This is a genomic window from Gilliamella sp. Nev6-6 (assembly GCF_001690605.1).
GTDB lineage: Bacteria > Pseudomonadota > Gammaproteobacteria > Enterobacterales > Orbaceae > Gilliamella > Gilliamella apicola_C.
The window spans coordinates 26,268-40,283 of the sequence record NZ_LZHP01000068.1; the positions used below are offsets into that span (position 1 = coordinate 26,268).

The 14,016-nt window shown below is 34.7% G+C and carries 14 protein-coding genes and 1 pseudogene; 10 read left to right on the forward strand and 5 right to left on the reverse strand.

What is annotated here, in order from left to right; translation table 11 throughout:
• Positions 1 to 12 precede the first annotated feature (12 nt).
• The 5 genes from A9G42_RS08125 to frr all read left to right on the forward strand — a co-directional run bounded on the left by A9G42_RS08125 (position 13) and on the right by frr (position 4,794).
• On the forward strand, positions 13 to 1,194 hold the full coding sequence (locus A9G42_RS08125; RefSeq protein ID WP_065653149.1) for a serine hydrolase: 1,182 nt from the start codon (positions 13 to 15) through the stop codon (positions 1,192 to 1,194).
• A gap of 480 nt (positions 1,195 to 1,674) precedes the next feature.
• Complete coding sequence (gene rpsB / locus A9G42_RS08130; RefSeq protein WP_065581553.1) at positions 1,675 to 2,412, forward strand: 30S ribosomal protein S2; 738 nt, start codon at positions 1,675 to 1,677, stop codon at positions 2,410 to 2,412.
• A gap of 84 nt (positions 2,413 to 2,496) precedes the next feature.
• Positions 2,497 to 3,354, forward strand: a complete 858-nt coding sequence (gene tsf / locus A9G42_RS08135) for a translation elongation factor Ts (RefSeq protein WP_065568206.1) — start codon at positions 2,497 to 2,499, stop codon at positions 3,352 to 3,354.
• Positions 3,355 to 3,472: 118 nt separating this feature from the next.
• Complete coding sequence (gene pyrH / locus A9G42_RS08140) at positions 3,473 to 4,207, forward strand: UMP kinase (RefSeq protein ID WP_065568207.1); 735 nt, start codon at positions 3,473 to 3,475, stop codon at positions 4,205 to 4,207.
• Between the two features lie 29 nt (positions 4,208 to 4,236).
• Positions 4,237 to 4,794 carry a ribosome recycling factor gene (gene frr / locus A9G42_RS08145; protein WP_065568208.1) on the forward strand — a complete coding sequence of 186 codons (558 nt, stop codon included), beginning with the start codon at positions 4,237 to 4,239 and terminating at the stop codon, positions 4,792 to 4,794.
• Positions 4,795 to 4,952: 158 nt separating this feature from the next.
• On the opposite strand, the gene A9G42_RS08150 is transcribed toward frr, so the two are convergent.
• From A9G42_RS08150 to A9G42_RS08160, 3 genes are all read right to left on the reverse strand, one after another.
• The gene (locus A9G42_RS08150; protein WP_065580044.1) at positions 4,953 to 5,402 is read right to left on the reverse strand and encodes a hypothetical protein; all 450 of its coding nucleotides are present in this window, start codon (positions 5,400 to 5,402) and stop codon (positions 4,953 to 4,955) included.
• A 134-nt stretch (positions 5,403 to 5,536) separates the two neighbouring features.
• Complete coding sequence (locus A9G42_RS08155) at positions 5,537 to 6,502, reverse strand: hypothetical protein (protein ID WP_065653150.1); 966 nt, start codon at positions 6,500 to 6,502, stop codon at positions 5,537 to 5,539.
• Positions 6,503 to 6,616: 114 nt separating this feature from the next.
• Positions 6,617 to 7,693: a hypothetical protein gene (locus A9G42_RS08160; protein ID WP_065653151.1), complete on the reverse strand. Its 1,077-nt coding sequence runs from the start codon at positions 7,691 to 7,693 to the stop codon at positions 6,617 to 6,619.
• Between the two features lie 524 nt (positions 7,694 to 8,217).
• On the opposite strand from A9G42_RS08160, the gene A9G42_RS14820 reads away from it, so the two are divergent.
• Together A9G42_RS14820 and A9G42_RS08170 are read left to right on the forward strand one after the other, a co-directional pair.
• Complete coding sequence (locus A9G42_RS14820) at positions 8,218 to 8,295, forward strand: IS3 family transposase (protein WP_442903048.1); 78 nt, start codon at positions 8,218 to 8,220, stop codon at positions 8,293 to 8,295.
• Positions 8,296 to 8,385: 90 nt separating this feature from the next.
• Positions 8,386 to 8,823: a hypothetical protein gene (locus tag A9G42_RS08170; protein WP_065653153.1), complete on the forward strand. Its 438-nt coding sequence runs from the start codon at positions 8,386 to 8,388 to the stop codon at positions 8,821 to 8,823.
• 437 nt (positions 8,824 to 9,260) lie between these two features.
• Here A9G42_RS08170 and A9G42_RS08175 read toward each other — a convergent pair whose 3' ends face one another.
• Positions 9,261 to 10,010 (reverse strand): hypothetical protein, encoded by a 750-nt coding sequence (locus tag A9G42_RS08175; protein WP_065653154.1) that lies wholly within the window; start codon positions 10,008 to 10,010, stop codon positions 9,261 to 9,263.
• Between the two features lie 153 nt (positions 10,011 to 10,163).
• On the opposite strand from A9G42_RS08175, the gene A9G42_RS08180 reads away from it, so the two are divergent.
• Together A9G42_RS08180 and A9G42_RS08185 are read left to right on the forward strand one after the other, a co-directional pair.
• Complete coding sequence (locus A9G42_RS08180) at positions 10,164 to 10,856, forward strand: JAB domain-containing protein (protein WP_065588936.1); 693 nt, start codon at positions 10,164 to 10,166, stop codon at positions 10,854 to 10,856.
• Between the two features lie 196 nt (positions 10,857 to 11,052).
• Positions 11,053 to 11,571: a hypothetical protein gene (locus A9G42_RS08185; protein ID WP_065653155.1), complete on the forward strand. Its 519-nt coding sequence runs from the start codon at positions 11,053 to 11,055 to the stop codon at positions 11,569 to 11,571.
• Between the two features lie 14 nt (positions 11,572 to 11,585).
• Here A9G42_RS08185 and A9G42_RS14330 read toward each other — a convergent pair.
• A pseudogene (locus tag A9G42_RS14330) lies at positions 11,586 to 12,321 on the reverse strand (IS256 family transposase); the annotation flags it as partial.
• A 986-nt stretch (positions 12,322 to 13,307) separates the two neighbouring features.
• On the opposite strand from A9G42_RS14330, the gene deoC reads away from it, so the two are divergent.
• Positions 13,308 to 13,973, forward strand: a complete 666-nt coding sequence (gene deoC, locus A9G42_RS08195; RefSeq protein WP_065588940.1) for a deoxyribose-phosphate aldolase — start codon at positions 13,308 to 13,310, stop codon at positions 13,971 to 13,973.
• Positions 13,974 to 14,016 lie beyond the last annotated feature (43 nt).

The following is a 14,016-nucleotide window of genomic DNA, read 5'->3' on the forward strand; positions in this document are numbered from 1 at the left end:
GAACCCAAATAAATGAAAAAGAAATTTAAATTATCTTTTGCGTTATTCGCGCTTGCTGTTTGCTCATCAGCAAATGCTGAAATGGCTTTTCCTATTCCAGCTATCCCAAAATTGGATGCAGAATCTTATATTTTAATCGATGCTAAATCAGGCGAGATACTGGCACAATATAATGCCGAGGAACAACGTGACCCAGCAAGTTTAACTAAAATGATGACCAGTTACGTGGTGGGGCAAGCACTACAATCAGGGCGTATAAAAAATGATGACATGGTTGTGGTCAGTAAAGATGCATGGGCAACAGGCAACCCTATTTTAAAAGGATCATCATTGATGTTTTTAGAAGTCGGTAAAACGGTATCGGTTTCTGATCTTAATAAAGGCATTATTATCCCATCGGGTAACGACGCTTGTATTGCTATGGCAGAACACGTTGCGGGGAGCCAAGGCGCTTTTGTTAACCTAATGAATGATTATGCTAAAAGACTTGGATTAGATCATACTCACTTTGAAACAGTGCATGGGCTTGATGCGCCAGGGCAATACACAACAGCTAAAGACATGGCTTTTTTAGGGCAAGCTTTAATTCGTGATTTACCTGAAGAATATTCCATTTACAAAGAAAAAGAATTTACTTATACATTATCTAAACCACAACTTAATCGAAATGGGCTACTTTGGGATACCACACTGAATGTAGATGGAATTAAAACAGGTCATACCAATGCCGCGGGGTATAACTTAGTTGCTTCTGCTGTGGATGGTAATACTCGTTTAATTTCAGCCGTATTAGGTGGCCGTACTTATAAAGGTCGTGAAGAAGAAAGTAAAAAATTATTAGTATGGGGATTTCGCTTTTTTGAAACAGCAAACCCTATAAAAGCAGGTGCGCCATTAGCAACTGAAACTATTTGGTATGGTGATGAAAATAAAATTCAATTAGGTGCAATTAATGGTGCCTTTATCACAGTGCCAAAAGGTCGTTCAGCAGATGTACAAGTTGAATATAAAATTGATGATTATATTTATGCGCCAATAGCTAAGGGTGCAACAGTGGGCAAAATGCAATTTTTACTTGACGGTAAAGTTATTAACGAACAGCCACTTGTTTCTTTACAAAATGTTGAAGAAACAGGCTTTTTTGGTAGTGTATGGGATTGGATAACGCTACAATGCTATAGATTATTCCACTAGTTTTTATTCAAGTTTTGCTATCATCGCTCTGCATTCTGTAAGTAATTACTTACAGAATGAGCTAATCCTTTATAAAATAACATATTTTTAACATAATCATAATATAGCTATGCAAAAGATAGTCAGAAAAAGTGTTGATTTTATTGAATTTTTTATTATTTTATTTTTATTGTTTGCTATTTGAAAAGACAAACATGCTAATAACCAGCATTTGCTTAGCTAGCAGAACAAAAAATAGAAATAAAACTAGTAATTTTATACTATTTATGTTATAAAACGCGCGCTACATTTCATGTTGTTTTTCTATATAAGATAGTAAATGACAATTAGTAATGAATAAAGCATTAAATTTTAATAATTAATTAACGTTATAACACACACATATCATCACACTTTTCCGGGGTGCCTTTTACTTGTTGTTATTAGGTCGGTTAAAGCGGATATGTGGAGGCATAACCCCAACGTCAAAATGAGGAAATCATGACTACAGTATCAATGCGCGATATGTTACAAGCGGGTGTACACTTTGGACACCAAACTCGTTATTGGAACCCAAAAATGAAACCATTTATTTTTGGTGCACGTAACAAAGTTCACATCATCAATCTTGAAAAAACAGTACCAATGTTCAATGAAGCATTAGCTGAATTAAACAAAGTTGCTGCGCGTAAAGGTAAAATTTTATTTGTTGGTACAAAGCGTGCAGCTAGCGAAGCCATTAAACAAGCGGCTGAAAGCTGTGGACAATACTATGTTAATCACCGTTGGTTAGGTGGTATGTTGACTAACTGGAAAACAGTACGTCAATCAATCAAACGTCTAAAAGATTTAGAAACACAAGCTAGTGATGGTACATTTGACAAATTAACCAAAAAAGAAGCACTAATGCGTGCTCGTGAAATGGCTAAATTAGAAAATAGCTTGGGTGGAATTAAAAATATGGGTGGCTTACCCGATGTGATTTTTGTTATTGGTGCAGACCACGAACATATCGCAATCAAAGAAGCTAACAATTTAGGTATTCCAGTCATTGCTGTTGTTGATACTAACTCAGATCCTGATGGTATTGATTACATTGTTCCTGGTAATGATGATGCAATCCGCGCAATTCAATTATATGTAAATGCGGTTGCTGAGGCAGTCCGTTCTGGTCGTGAACAAAACCAATCTCCAGTATCTGAAGAAAGCTTCGTAGAAGAAGCACCAGCAGCTGAGTAAAAACTCAAATATTTTCGGGTGGATGCTTGAGTGTCCACTCATTCTAATGAAAATCATCACAATGGTTAAATAGAGGATTAAAAAATGGCTGAAGTTACCGCTTCTATGGTAAAAGAACTGCGCGAAAGAACTGGCGCAGGTATGATGGAATGTAAAAAAGCATTAGTTGAAGCTAATGGTGATATTGAACTTGCAATTGACAACATGCGCAAATCAGGTCAAGCCAAAGCAGCTAAAAAAGCAGGTCGTGTTGCTGCTGAAGGTGTGATTATTTCTAAAATTTCTGCTGATAAAAAGTATGGCGTTATCTTAGAAGTTAACTGTGAAACAGACTTTGTTGCCAAAGATGCTGGTTTCCTAGCATTTAGCGAAAAAGTAGCAACAGCAGCTTTAAATGATCGCATGATTGATCTTGCTGCTTTACAAGCAAAATTTGAAGAAGAACGCACTGCACTAGTTGCTAAAATTGGCGAAAATATTGGTATTCGTCGTGTTGCTGAAATTTCTGGTGACGTAGTTGGTAGTTACCAACATGGTGCTCGTATTGGCGTATTAGTGGCAGCTAATGGTGCTGATGATGAATTAGTTAAACATATTGCAATGCATATTGCAGCAAGCAAGCCAGAATATGTTGATCCAAGTGATGTGCCTGCTGATGTTGTTGAACATGAACGTAACATTCAAATCGATATTGCAATGCAATCAGGTAAACCACGTGAAATCGCTGAAAAAATGGTTGAAGGTCGTATGCGTAAATTCACTGGCGAAGTATCATTAACTGGCCAAGCTTTTGTTATGGATCCTTCTAAAACTGTTGGTGATTTACTAAAAGAAAAGAAAGCCACAGTTGCTTCATTCATTCGCTTTGAAGTAGGTGAAGGTATTGAAAAAGTCGAAGTTGACTTTGCTGCAGAAGTTGCTGCAATATCGAAACAATCTTAATTTTTTCAAAAAACCGCCGTTAAGGCGGTTTTGTTTATCTACAAAATATTTTAAAATTACGACAAGCTAATTTGTTAGCTTATTGAGTAATTAAACAACGAAATAGTGAGACTTCAATATGGTGACCCCTTTCTATAAACGTATTCTTCTAAAACTCAGTGGCGAAGCGCTACAAGGTGATGAAGGCTTTGGTATTGATGCAACTGTTCTTGACCGTATGGCGCAAGAAATAAAAGAACTGATTGAAATGAATGTTCAAGTTGCTGTTGTTATTGGGGGTGGTAATCTATTTCGTGGTGCAGGACTTGCTAAAGCTGGGATGAACCGAGTGGTTGGTGATCATATGGGGATGCTTGCAACGGTTATGAATGGTCTTGCGATGCGTGATGCGTTGCACCGAATTGAAGTTAATGCGCGTTTAATGTCAGCGATACCATTAAATGGCGTCTGTGATGATTATCGTTGGACTGAAGCAATCAGCTTGCTTCGTCATGGTAGAGTCGTTATTTTATCAGCAGGAACGGGTAATCCTTTTTTTACCACGGATTCAGCAGCCTGCCTGCGTGGTATTGAAATTGAAGCAGATGTTGTTTTAAAAGCAACCAAAGTTGATGGTGTTTATTCAGCTGATCCTGTAAAAGATCCGAATGCAACACTTTATAAGACGCTTAACTATGAAAAAGTATTAGATGATGAACTTAAAGTCATGGATTTAGCGGCATTTACATTAGCAAGAGATCATAATCTACCTATTTGTGTGTTTAATATGAATAAACCAGGTGCGTTGCGTCGCGTCATATTAGGTGAGCAAGAAGGAACATTAATTAGTAACAAAGCAACAGTAACCAGCTAATTATCTTTATCTTAAATAAGGCTTTTATTATGTTAAACGAGATTCAAAAAGAAGCGCAAACGCGCATGGAAAAAAGTATTGATGCATTTCAAAATCATATTTCTAAAGTAAGAACTGGTCGCGCATCACCAAGTTTATTAGATGGCATTATGGTTGAATATTACGGTAGCCCAACGCCACTTCGTCAACTAGCCAATGTTGTTGCTGAAGATGCAAGAACACTAGCTATAACCGTATTTGATAAATCATTAACGCCAGCTATTGAAAAAGCGATTTTAACTTCAGATTTAGGGCTTAACCCTGCATCAGCAGGCACAGTAATTCGTGTACCTTTGCCACCGCTTACAGAAGAACGCCGTCGTGATTTAACCAAAATTGTTCGTAATGAAGCAGAACAAGGCCGAGTATCGATTCGTAATATTCGCCGTGATGCCAACGATCAAATTAAAGCATTGCTAAAAGATAAAGAAATATCTGAAGATGATGAGCGTAAAGCACAAGATTTAATCCAAAAAGCAACCGATGCTGCAATCAAAAAATTAGATGCTGTGCTGGCCGATAAAGAAAAAGAGTTAATGGAATTCTAATTTATCTTTTTTCCTTGCAAACGCTTAGTTCTATAAAACTGAGCGTTTTTTATTTACTAAAATGTTGCTATCTATTTTATATATATAATATTTTCAACTTTTCAGCACAAATAGCATGGGTATGGATAAAAACAAGATATATTAGTTTGTTTTAACTATTATTGAATATTCCAAGATAAACACTTTTTATTTTCATGGGCTTCCTTTAATGCTATAGATATTAATGATAATTCTTCTTCAGCTTTTTCCTTATCTATTGGATCTGATGATATTGCGGAAACAACTTTTTTATTCTGTATAAAATATCTTTTAGTAACCGTGAATACTACTTCTGACTTTATATTTTCATCATTGTCATCATGATAGTAAATTGGGACATTGTAATATTCAGCATTTGAGATAACTTGGTATCTATTACTGTTTTTTATAACGGTAATTTTTCCACGATAAGTTTCACCATATATATTAATCTCAATCTTATTTTTGCGACATATTAATCCTGCGCCTTCTGTTGAAGGAATCGATTCAAGTGTTATCTCATCAGCTTTTGATGTAAAAGATAGGCATAGTAAGTTGATGAATATTAAATAAGCGAATCGTTTAATCATCTTGTTTTTCCGTCAATTACCTTATTTTCTAATTCAATTTCAGCTTGGTTTATTTCTTGCTTTAATTAAAGCTATCTCGTATATAAAAATATTTCAAATTTATTTTGATGTTATTCATTGTTTTTTAGAATTATTTAAAACCCAAAATCATCATCTAGTTCATCTGCGTTTTTGCAATAATTATCTTCTTTTTGTGTACATTGACGAGAAAACACTTTATCTGAATCATTCGTGCTACGTCTTTTATAATTACATACCGAATTAAGTAAGGTATAGCTATGTTTTTTAGTGTCAAATTGAAAAGTTTTAGTGATTACAATGTCGTTATCTTCTTTAATTGGACAAATTTTTTTCTGAATGGCTTGTTGTTTCTTTTCATCAAAAGAAATATCGAGACCATCTAAATTCAGATAAACAAATTTTCCTTTTTTCTTATCAAAGGAGTAAAAACGATGAAAAGTAGGCACCCCCATTACATCATCGGTTGTTTTAGAAATAAAAAAATCATTATCAATGCCATCAAAATTGTAATCATCAGTGCCTTCAGGTCTATGAATTACTGTGCTATCACCGTTTTTTATTGTTTCGATTGACATAAATTCATAATCACTAATAGCAGCATCATTAATTGTTTGTAACAAACTACCGTCTTTTTTTCGGTAAACATTAATGCCAACCATTTTATAAGCGCAGCCTTTTATAGATAAAACGATTTTGAAATAGTAATCTTTAGTTGTCTTGTGTTGTAAAAATTCTATTTCTTTAGATTTTTTTTCAAATATATCTAATTCTGAGTCCGAAAAGCATCCAAATTGCAGTTCACTTTCTAATTCTGTTTTAGGTAATGACGCTAATCTTTTATCAGCTGAAAGATTATCATCAGACTCTGTGCCATCCTCATTTTCGGTTAAAAGCTTAGGATGATTGGTGATATTATTGATATATAAAGTTGCATTACCAGCAAAATCATTATTATAATTGTAATAATACTCTTCTTTATACTTGCCATTCGTTCTGATTTCGATTCGATAAAAATAGTTGGCAAATACAAAGTTGGATAAACATAAGATAGCCACTATAATGTATTTTATTGTTTTCATATTCTTTCACTTAATCATATTATCCACTTCTCAAACTAACAGCATTTAAGAATTATTTTATAGAAATTTATGGCATTTTAGTTGATAGTCTATGCTTATTTAGGCGTGCAATTACTAGTCGGCGTAAAATGCATTCCATGGTACCCAATTAATTATTTCACCATATTTTTCACTTTGATAACTCACTTTAAACCATAAAAGCTTTCTCATTTTATAAATTTCATAAAGGTTAGTTTTTTTGAGTTTCTCATTGTCTAATTCTACATCTAAAATTTTGACAAAATCGTTTCTTTTTAAATAGTTATAAGTTGGATATTGAAAGTCTGGTTGTTCATAAAGTTGAACTTTTTCTAGTTGAATATAAGAATGAATATCGCTTTTTTCGGTTGAGTTATCCAGTATATCTGAAAGCCTGTCCATATCATAAAAAGTAAAATTACCGTTAGAATTGAGAATATCTAAACCAATCATATGTTGGTATTCAAATTCACCTAATTCTTTAATTCTTTGAAATACTTCGACATTTTTGAAATGATATTGCTTATCTTTATTTGCTATTATTACTGTATATTTATCTAAATCATAATCCTTAATTGATTGATAGTGTTGATAAAAACTAATATCACCCACTTTACCAACAAAAACATCAAAATTTTTATGTAATAAACTTTCATCAGTGTGAGGGAAATAGGAGTAAGAATTTAATTGGCGAGGATCAAAAAGAGCCAAGGAACCATTTAAATCTTTAATATTGTTAATCTGCTTTCTTTCAGTGCAATAAGAATATCGGGTTTCCATCAAGTTGATTAACCGTCTCTTAACATAGCTGCAGTCAATAGTTAGTCTGTTGTTTTGAATTGTTATTGGAATGTAGCCTTGAATATTATTTGTTGTTGCATGCTTGTAAAACAATGCGGGTTGATTATTCCAATTGGCAAATTGAACATCAAATGAATGATAAGATCCAATCAAATTTTCAAGTTGATAATCCACATTATCACCTTTTACTTCTAATATAGCGGGTTTTGAAAATTCATTATTTTCATCATCACAACGATAAGATATAAAGTTATACGATTTTGAATTAATCTCGAACGAATAGTTTTTAGCTTCTATTTTGTTTGAACAATGCTCCTTAGCATTGCAGATAGCGCTTATTGATATACATAATATTAATATTATTTTTTTCATTTCTAATTATTATTCACTAAATAATGATTTTAAGTCTATTCCAGTATATAAATTAGCTAAGATTAAGGGTAGAAAAAATTAATTTTTATATAAGTAACCTAAGTTAAAAACAATGGCAATCGATACCGTTTACGTGCATTATGTCGATGTTTAAATGTAACGGGAAATCGTTTCTATTATCAGCGACAATTGACGTAGCAACCACAAGATATATTGCTGAGTGAAATAGTGGGACGAAGTGCTGGCAGGCATAAAACAGCGGCACGGGTCATGCAAGCGATGAGTCAAATATCCATGAACTTACAGACGATTGAGTTTTTTCATTCTGATAGAGGAAAAGGGTTTGATAATCATTTGATTGATAAATGCTTAACAGCATTTGGAATTAAACGGTCGTTAAGTCGCAAAGACTGTCTTTATGATAACGCAATTGCAGAAAGCACATTTAAAGCCGTAAAACCAGAATTTATGCCAAATACTATTTTTGATCACTGGCGCAACTTAAATTGGAATTTAATCACTATGTGGATTGGTTTAATTATAACAGGCTTCATTCAATATTAAATGGACAGTCGCCGATTGAATATAAAAGAAATCGATGACCTTATTTTTTGTACTAAAAAGTGTGGACATACCACCAGACTCTTTGGCATAAGCTGTAAAAGAAATTGAAGATAATAAAGGGCAAGCTAATGAAAATAATTAATTTATTAATTATCGTATTGTTTAATTTTATAGGTGCCTATCTAAGTTACCAATGGTGTTATCGAATGATTATCGCAAAACATCGCACACCAGAATTATATTATTTGATGTGTTATGGTTTGTGTTATTTCTGTTTTATTCTGATTTCAATCTTCCTTTTATATAAAATAAATCGGCCGATGGGTTTAGTGATGTGCGGAGTGCCACTTGGTATTCTAATTACCTTAATGTCACCTATTGTCTTCATGTTAGTTATGGATGAGGCTAATAAATCGGTTTTTAATCTAGATTTTATTATGGGATTTTTAGGTATTACATCACTGGTAACCCTTAATTTTATAATATATTCGGCAATTTTATTATGCTGTCATTATTCTATTGGTGGGATACAAAAAATATCAAGTAAGCTTGCTTTGAAGCAATAATTAATTACCCGAATCAGCCAGAGCATCGCCCACTTATTTTATATTGTGGCACTCATCAGATTGGATTGCCGCCTGTATTTCTTGTCTTATTTTAAGCTCAACAATGTTTGTATAAAAAGCGATCTAAACTATCCGCCTTAAAATGTAGTTCAGAAAGCGTGTCGCTTATCCACGCACATCATAATCACGATTCGGTGATGGAAATCCCCACTCCTGATTACAGGTATAATGCCTATGGATATCATGTAGTTTGTGCTAATTCTGCTAATTTTTGTTTTCTACTCCTTTAGGTTATTTATTCTAATTTATATCTAAATTTTTAACACGTTAAGGATGCTAAAGCCTTTTGCCTATTACCATTAACAAATCATTGAGCATAATAATTTATGATTGAAACGGTATAGAATCCTGAATCTTTTTTACAAATGCATTAAACATTATGATGATTTAGATCTAAAATGCGATTTGCTAGCGGGTAAAAACGTGTCACCAGTGTGAATGTCTAACCATGTTTGACGATAACGTTGACATCGCTTTATTTGATAATAGTTAGCCAATGCCAAAAATCCTTGTAATTCCATTATCTCCAAAAAATAACGTTGCCACTTAGCGACGGTATCGGTATTAATTCCCAATTGCTGGCTAATCGTTTTAAATGCCTCACCTTGTAGTAATAAATCAACAAAAGGTAACCACAGTTCACAATGAGATAATTTATCAAGATAATACTTTTTGAGAGGATTAAACGTTCGGCGACAGGCTCGGCAACGAAAATTAAGGCGGTGCCCAATGCGAACTGTACTAAGCGATCCACAATAATCGCAAGGCATAACTGATGTACCAAGTAGCTTGGTCAGCCATAACTTAAATGCCTGAGCTTGTCTAGACACTTCTACCGGCATCGTTTGTGTAAGATTCAGTATTGCTTGATAAAGATCTGGCTCATACTGCGCTAGCCACTGACGAATAACGTTATCTCGCCTTTGAGCAGCTCGTGGTGAAAGATGAAATTTATTGGCAATCAAGCTATGTGGCAGAGCAATTAACGTCATGGGCGCAATGTCAATCAGTAATGCGACAGGCTTAAGGCGTCGACATAATGAACTTGTTGCGATTAATGACGGGACTCGTTGCAAAAAGCGCTTAGCAGCAGAATGCTGCTCTTCGGGTAAAATAGCGTGATACATTGTTGATCTCCTTTGAAACGGTATAGAATCCTGAATATTTTTTACAAATAATATAACCTAAAAAGTGAACAGGTGGAATTATTTGATTAACGACTGCCCAGCATAAACAGAATATGCTATATTATTTTTCGTTTGATTTTACAAGGCGATAAGATGGATATTAAACTAACCAAACATGACAAACGCTATATTGAAAGCACAGACGACGTGTATAGCATTATGCAGCGTGTGTTATTGCGTGAAGATAAGATCGACCAAGAAAAGGAACATCTTTGGATGATTGGTATGAATCAAGCGGGTTATATCCTGTATATTGAACTAATTGCGCTTGGGTCTTATAAATCGGTCAACATTGAACCAATGAACGTGTTTCGTATTGCGGTGATGAAAAACGCCTCACGGGTGATTTTGGTGCATAATCACCCGTCTGGATCGCTAATCCCCTCAGAGGCCGATAAAGATATCACCGACCGCTTAATTCAAGTTGCCCATATTTTAAATATCGAGCTTACCGACCACTTAATTATCACCCCAAAAACCTATATCAGCTTTCGCAACATCAAACTGATGGCTGAACTTGAACAAAGCTTGAAATATGTTCCGACTTACCAAGTAGTTGAACGCATCCGTAAACAAGAAAAACAAATTGCAAAAGAAAAATTAGCGGTTGAGAGGGATAAGACCAAAACAGCTCAGCAGAAAGCAAAAGAGATAAAAGAAAAAGCTGAATCTGAAAAGAAAATACTGATTAATGCATTACTGGAAAAGGGCGTATCTATTGAAAATATTGCAAAGATTTTGGGGACTACAGTGAGGGTGGTTAAGAGAATTATTAATTTAAAATAATAGTGCATTTTATAAACAGTTAGAAGAGCAAGATCTAGAGTTTATAAGAGAAAACTATCCAGACAATATTTTAGAGCTTATTACCCATAATTTTGAGGAATATATAAATAAACTCAGGGAGGATGATTCTTTAATTGATCATGATGAGATAATAAATCTATTATCAACAGAGTTAAGTTCAGCGCAAAAAACGTCATTGTTAGGTTTAACAAATGTTCCTATTTCCATTAATTATGCAAAGGATTCAGTAGAGCTTCAAAAGCACATTTTAGAAAATAATTTTAATACTGATGATTTAGCCGTGATCACAAATAATCAATACTATAATTCCACAACTAATGTCATAAAAAATAAAGTAAAACAATTATGCATAGAATATAAAACACAAACTCAACAAATTAAGTCCATTTGTTACAATTTATTAATCGAGTTATTCACATGTGAAGTGTTTTCATTAGATGATAAATACACACTATTATGTAACTACATACCGCATCTAGATGCCATAAAAACATATAATGCATTGAAAGTAATAGAAAAAGATCCTACAAATAAAAGTCTTTTTTCACACCTATTTATCGCTAAAAGACCAAGTTTTGAAAATACAGCTTTGAGCCAAAAAATAATCGAAGAACTGAATAAGAAATGGAGATTTACCCACAAAGTAGAAAATAACCAAATTAATGCTTATGGGCAAAAATTAGTTAAAAACTAAATTGATTGAAACTTTAACGCATCAACTTCGGCATCACGAGACACCGCCTTGTAGACTGGTTTTAAATCACTCATCAAGGCTTTGTGATATTTAGAAGCAACATACTTAATTGAATGACGAATTTAATGCATAACGCAAAGCTGAACCGCTATTTTTGGGTAAATGGTATTAATCACTTCAGAAAAACCAACCAAGGCATCCACACAAGTGATTAAAATGTCATTTACCCCTCTGTTTTGCAAACCGGTCAAAACTGATAACCCAAAATTCGCCCCTTCGTTTTCAGATAAATATCAACCTCATACTTCTTTTTTCCCTGCTAAATTAAGGGTTAGTTCGGTATAAACAGCCTTGCTGTGATGCCCCCCGTTTTTTACTTTATAATGGATTGTGCATCCATCCAAACAAACGGGTAAACCGACTCTAGTGGTCGTTGTTGCCATCATCGTAGCAGGGCACGAAAAACATAAATCTCTTCAATATGCTGGTTAATGCCTTTATAGCTCATTCCCAGCGTATATATACTCAGGATTTTTTGCCCAATTTAATCGCTTAATGTTGTGTGATTTTTTTGATGAGTTGAGATTCAAATAAACCATTCCTATCTCTTGGTGCATCAAGTTCGAAGCTGCCTAATGTGGTTTTTATTGTCTTTGAACTTTCACTGTTTCGTCGATTAGAGGTAATATCATTGGCTAAATGAGAATCTAACTCCGCACATAATGCCACTTCGGTGAGCTGTTTGAAAAGTGAATGGATTTCTGTGGGGAGTTATCGTCGTTTGGCTGAAGCTAAGTCAGACATGTTCTGCTACTTATTCGATTATACCTCGTCCCTCTTTGCCAGCGACATTCGAGTTAGTCGGTCGAGATAGTCATGGTAGTGCTGTTATCAAGTATGGATTTAAGTTAAAGCAGTGGTTCGTCACCCGAGGTGAATATAATTACTATGGCTATTTTAATTCATTGTCTTGGTGTAGAAGTATCGGTTACCAGATGCCAAGAGTAAGGGATTTTACTAATTCGCAGTGTATAGGTGTCATGGGTGGTTCTGGCTGTGAAGGTTCAGTCGGCACCACGCCATCTTCATCTAGTAATCATTACCAGCGCAATATTAACGCCGGTTTCCTCACTGAGTGGGGCAACTTGCTCAACTACCCTGGTGCCAGTTGTACCGACGACCACTGGACGAGTGACGCTACTCCGGATAGTGAACGGTTCGACCGGTTCATTGTGTGGATAGGCACTGGTGAGATATACAGATACCGGTCGAGAGACTCTAGCCAGACTTTTTGCGCCTCGGTCCTTAAACCCTAGTCCTTGGTCGTGAGGTTGATATGGACTAATCTAGCCGAGGCTATTTAAGAAAGGTTGCTGCGTAAGGCACGACCTTTCGCTTACAAGATCGGTGAACTAATTAAATAACGAAGCGAATTGGTTGCGTAAGTGACCTGCCAACGCCGAAAGCGGTGTTAGCAGTGGTAAAATTGGCATATAAAAGAATAGCTAAATTAAACACATCACAAAAAATCTTACTTTTTTAAATCTAATCTTTGTAAGATCGCGCTCTGCTTTTTAAAAAGCTATTTTTGACTGTACTATTTTATACAATTGTTACATAATGTTATTATAATAACATTATGGCTTTATATTTGTTATTTTTGTAACATTACTATTCATTTACCTACTAACAATATTTATTAGACATTATTACAAAGACAATTTAAGGATCTCGTTATGAGCTATGCAAAGTATATTGATCATACTTTACTCGCAATGAATGCGACGGAAGATCAAATTCGTAAACTCTGTGATGAAGCCAAGGAATATCATTTTTATTCTGTTTGTGTGAATTCAGGTTATGTTCCTTTAGCTGCAAGCTTACTCAATGGCAGTGATGTTAAAGTTTGTTCGGTCGTTGGTTTTCCACTTGGTGCTATGCAGACTTGCGTTAAAGCTTATGAAACCGAAATGGCGATTAAAGGGGGCGCACAAGAAATCGATATGGTGATTAATGTAGGTTGGTTAAAAAGCAATGATTGGGACGCTGTTAAAAATGATATTGAAGCGGTATTTAAAGCTTGTGGTCAAGTGCCATTAAAAGTCATTTTAGAAACCTGTTTATTAACGAAAGAAGAGATTGTTAAAGTCTGCACCATTTGTAAAGAAATCGGAGTAGCTTTTGTTAAGACTTCAACAGGTTTTAGTGTTTCTGGTGCCACTGTTGAAGATGTTAAATTAATGCGCAAAACCGTAGGCGATAAGATGGGGGTGAAAGCGTCTGGTGGTATTCGCAATCGTGAAACGGCGGAAGCAATGATCCAAGCGGGCGCAACACGATTAGGCGCAAGTGCAGGTATTGCTATTGTTTCTGGTAACACTACATCATCAAGCAATTATTAATCAATAAACCCATCAATAAGCGACGTTATGTTGCTTATTGTTG

What these genes read in the sequence shown, in the direction of transcription:
- tsf (WP_065568206.1), top strand. Translation starts at nt 2,497, where the DNA reads ATGGCTGAAGTTACCGCTTCTATGGTAAAAGAACTGCGCGAAAGAACT.
- pyrH (WP_065568207.1), top strand. Translation starts at nt 3,473, where the DNA reads ATGGTGACCCCTTTCTATAAACGTATTCTTCTAAAACTCAGTGGCGAA.
- frr (WP_065568208.1), top strand. Translation starts at nt 4,237, where the DNA reads ATGTTAAACGAGATTCAAAAAGAAGCGCAAACGCGCATGGAAAAAAGT.
- A9G42_RS08125 (WP_065653149.1), top strand. Translation starts at nt 13, where the DNA reads ATGAAAAAGAAATTTAAATTATCTTTTGCGTTATTCGCGCTTGCTGTT.
- A9G42_RS08155 (WP_065653150.1), bottom strand. Translation starts at nt 6,502, where the DNA reads ATGAAAACAATAAAATACATTATAGTGGCTATCTTATGTTTATCCAAC.
- rpsB (WP_065581553.1), top strand. Translation starts at nt 1,675, where the DNA reads ATGACTACAGTATCAATGCGCGATATGTTACAAGCGGGTGTACACTTT.
- deoC (WP_065588940.1), top strand. Translation starts at nt 13,308, where the DNA reads ATGAGCTATGCAAAGTATATTGATCATACTTTACTCGCAATGAATGCG.
- A9G42_RS08160 (WP_065653151.1), bottom strand. Translation starts at nt 7,693, where the DNA reads ATGAAAAAAATAATATTAATATTATGTATATCAATAAGCGCTATCTGC.
- A9G42_RS08180 (WP_065588936.1), top strand. Translation starts at nt 10,164, where the DNA reads ATGGATATTAAACTAACCAAACATGACAAACGCTATATTGAAAGCACA.
- A9G42_RS08170 (WP_065653153.1), top strand. Translation starts at nt 8,386, where the DNA reads ATGAAAATAATTAATTTATTAATTATCGTATTGTTTAATTTTATAGGT.
- A9G42_RS08150 (WP_065580044.1), bottom strand. Translation starts at nt 5,402, where the DNA reads ATGATTAAACGATTCGCTTATTTAATATTCATCAACTTACTATGCCTA.
- A9G42_RS08175 (WP_065653154.1), bottom strand. Translation starts at nt 10,010, where the DNA reads ATGTATCACGCTATTTTACCCGAAGAGCAGCATTCTGCTGCTAAGCGC.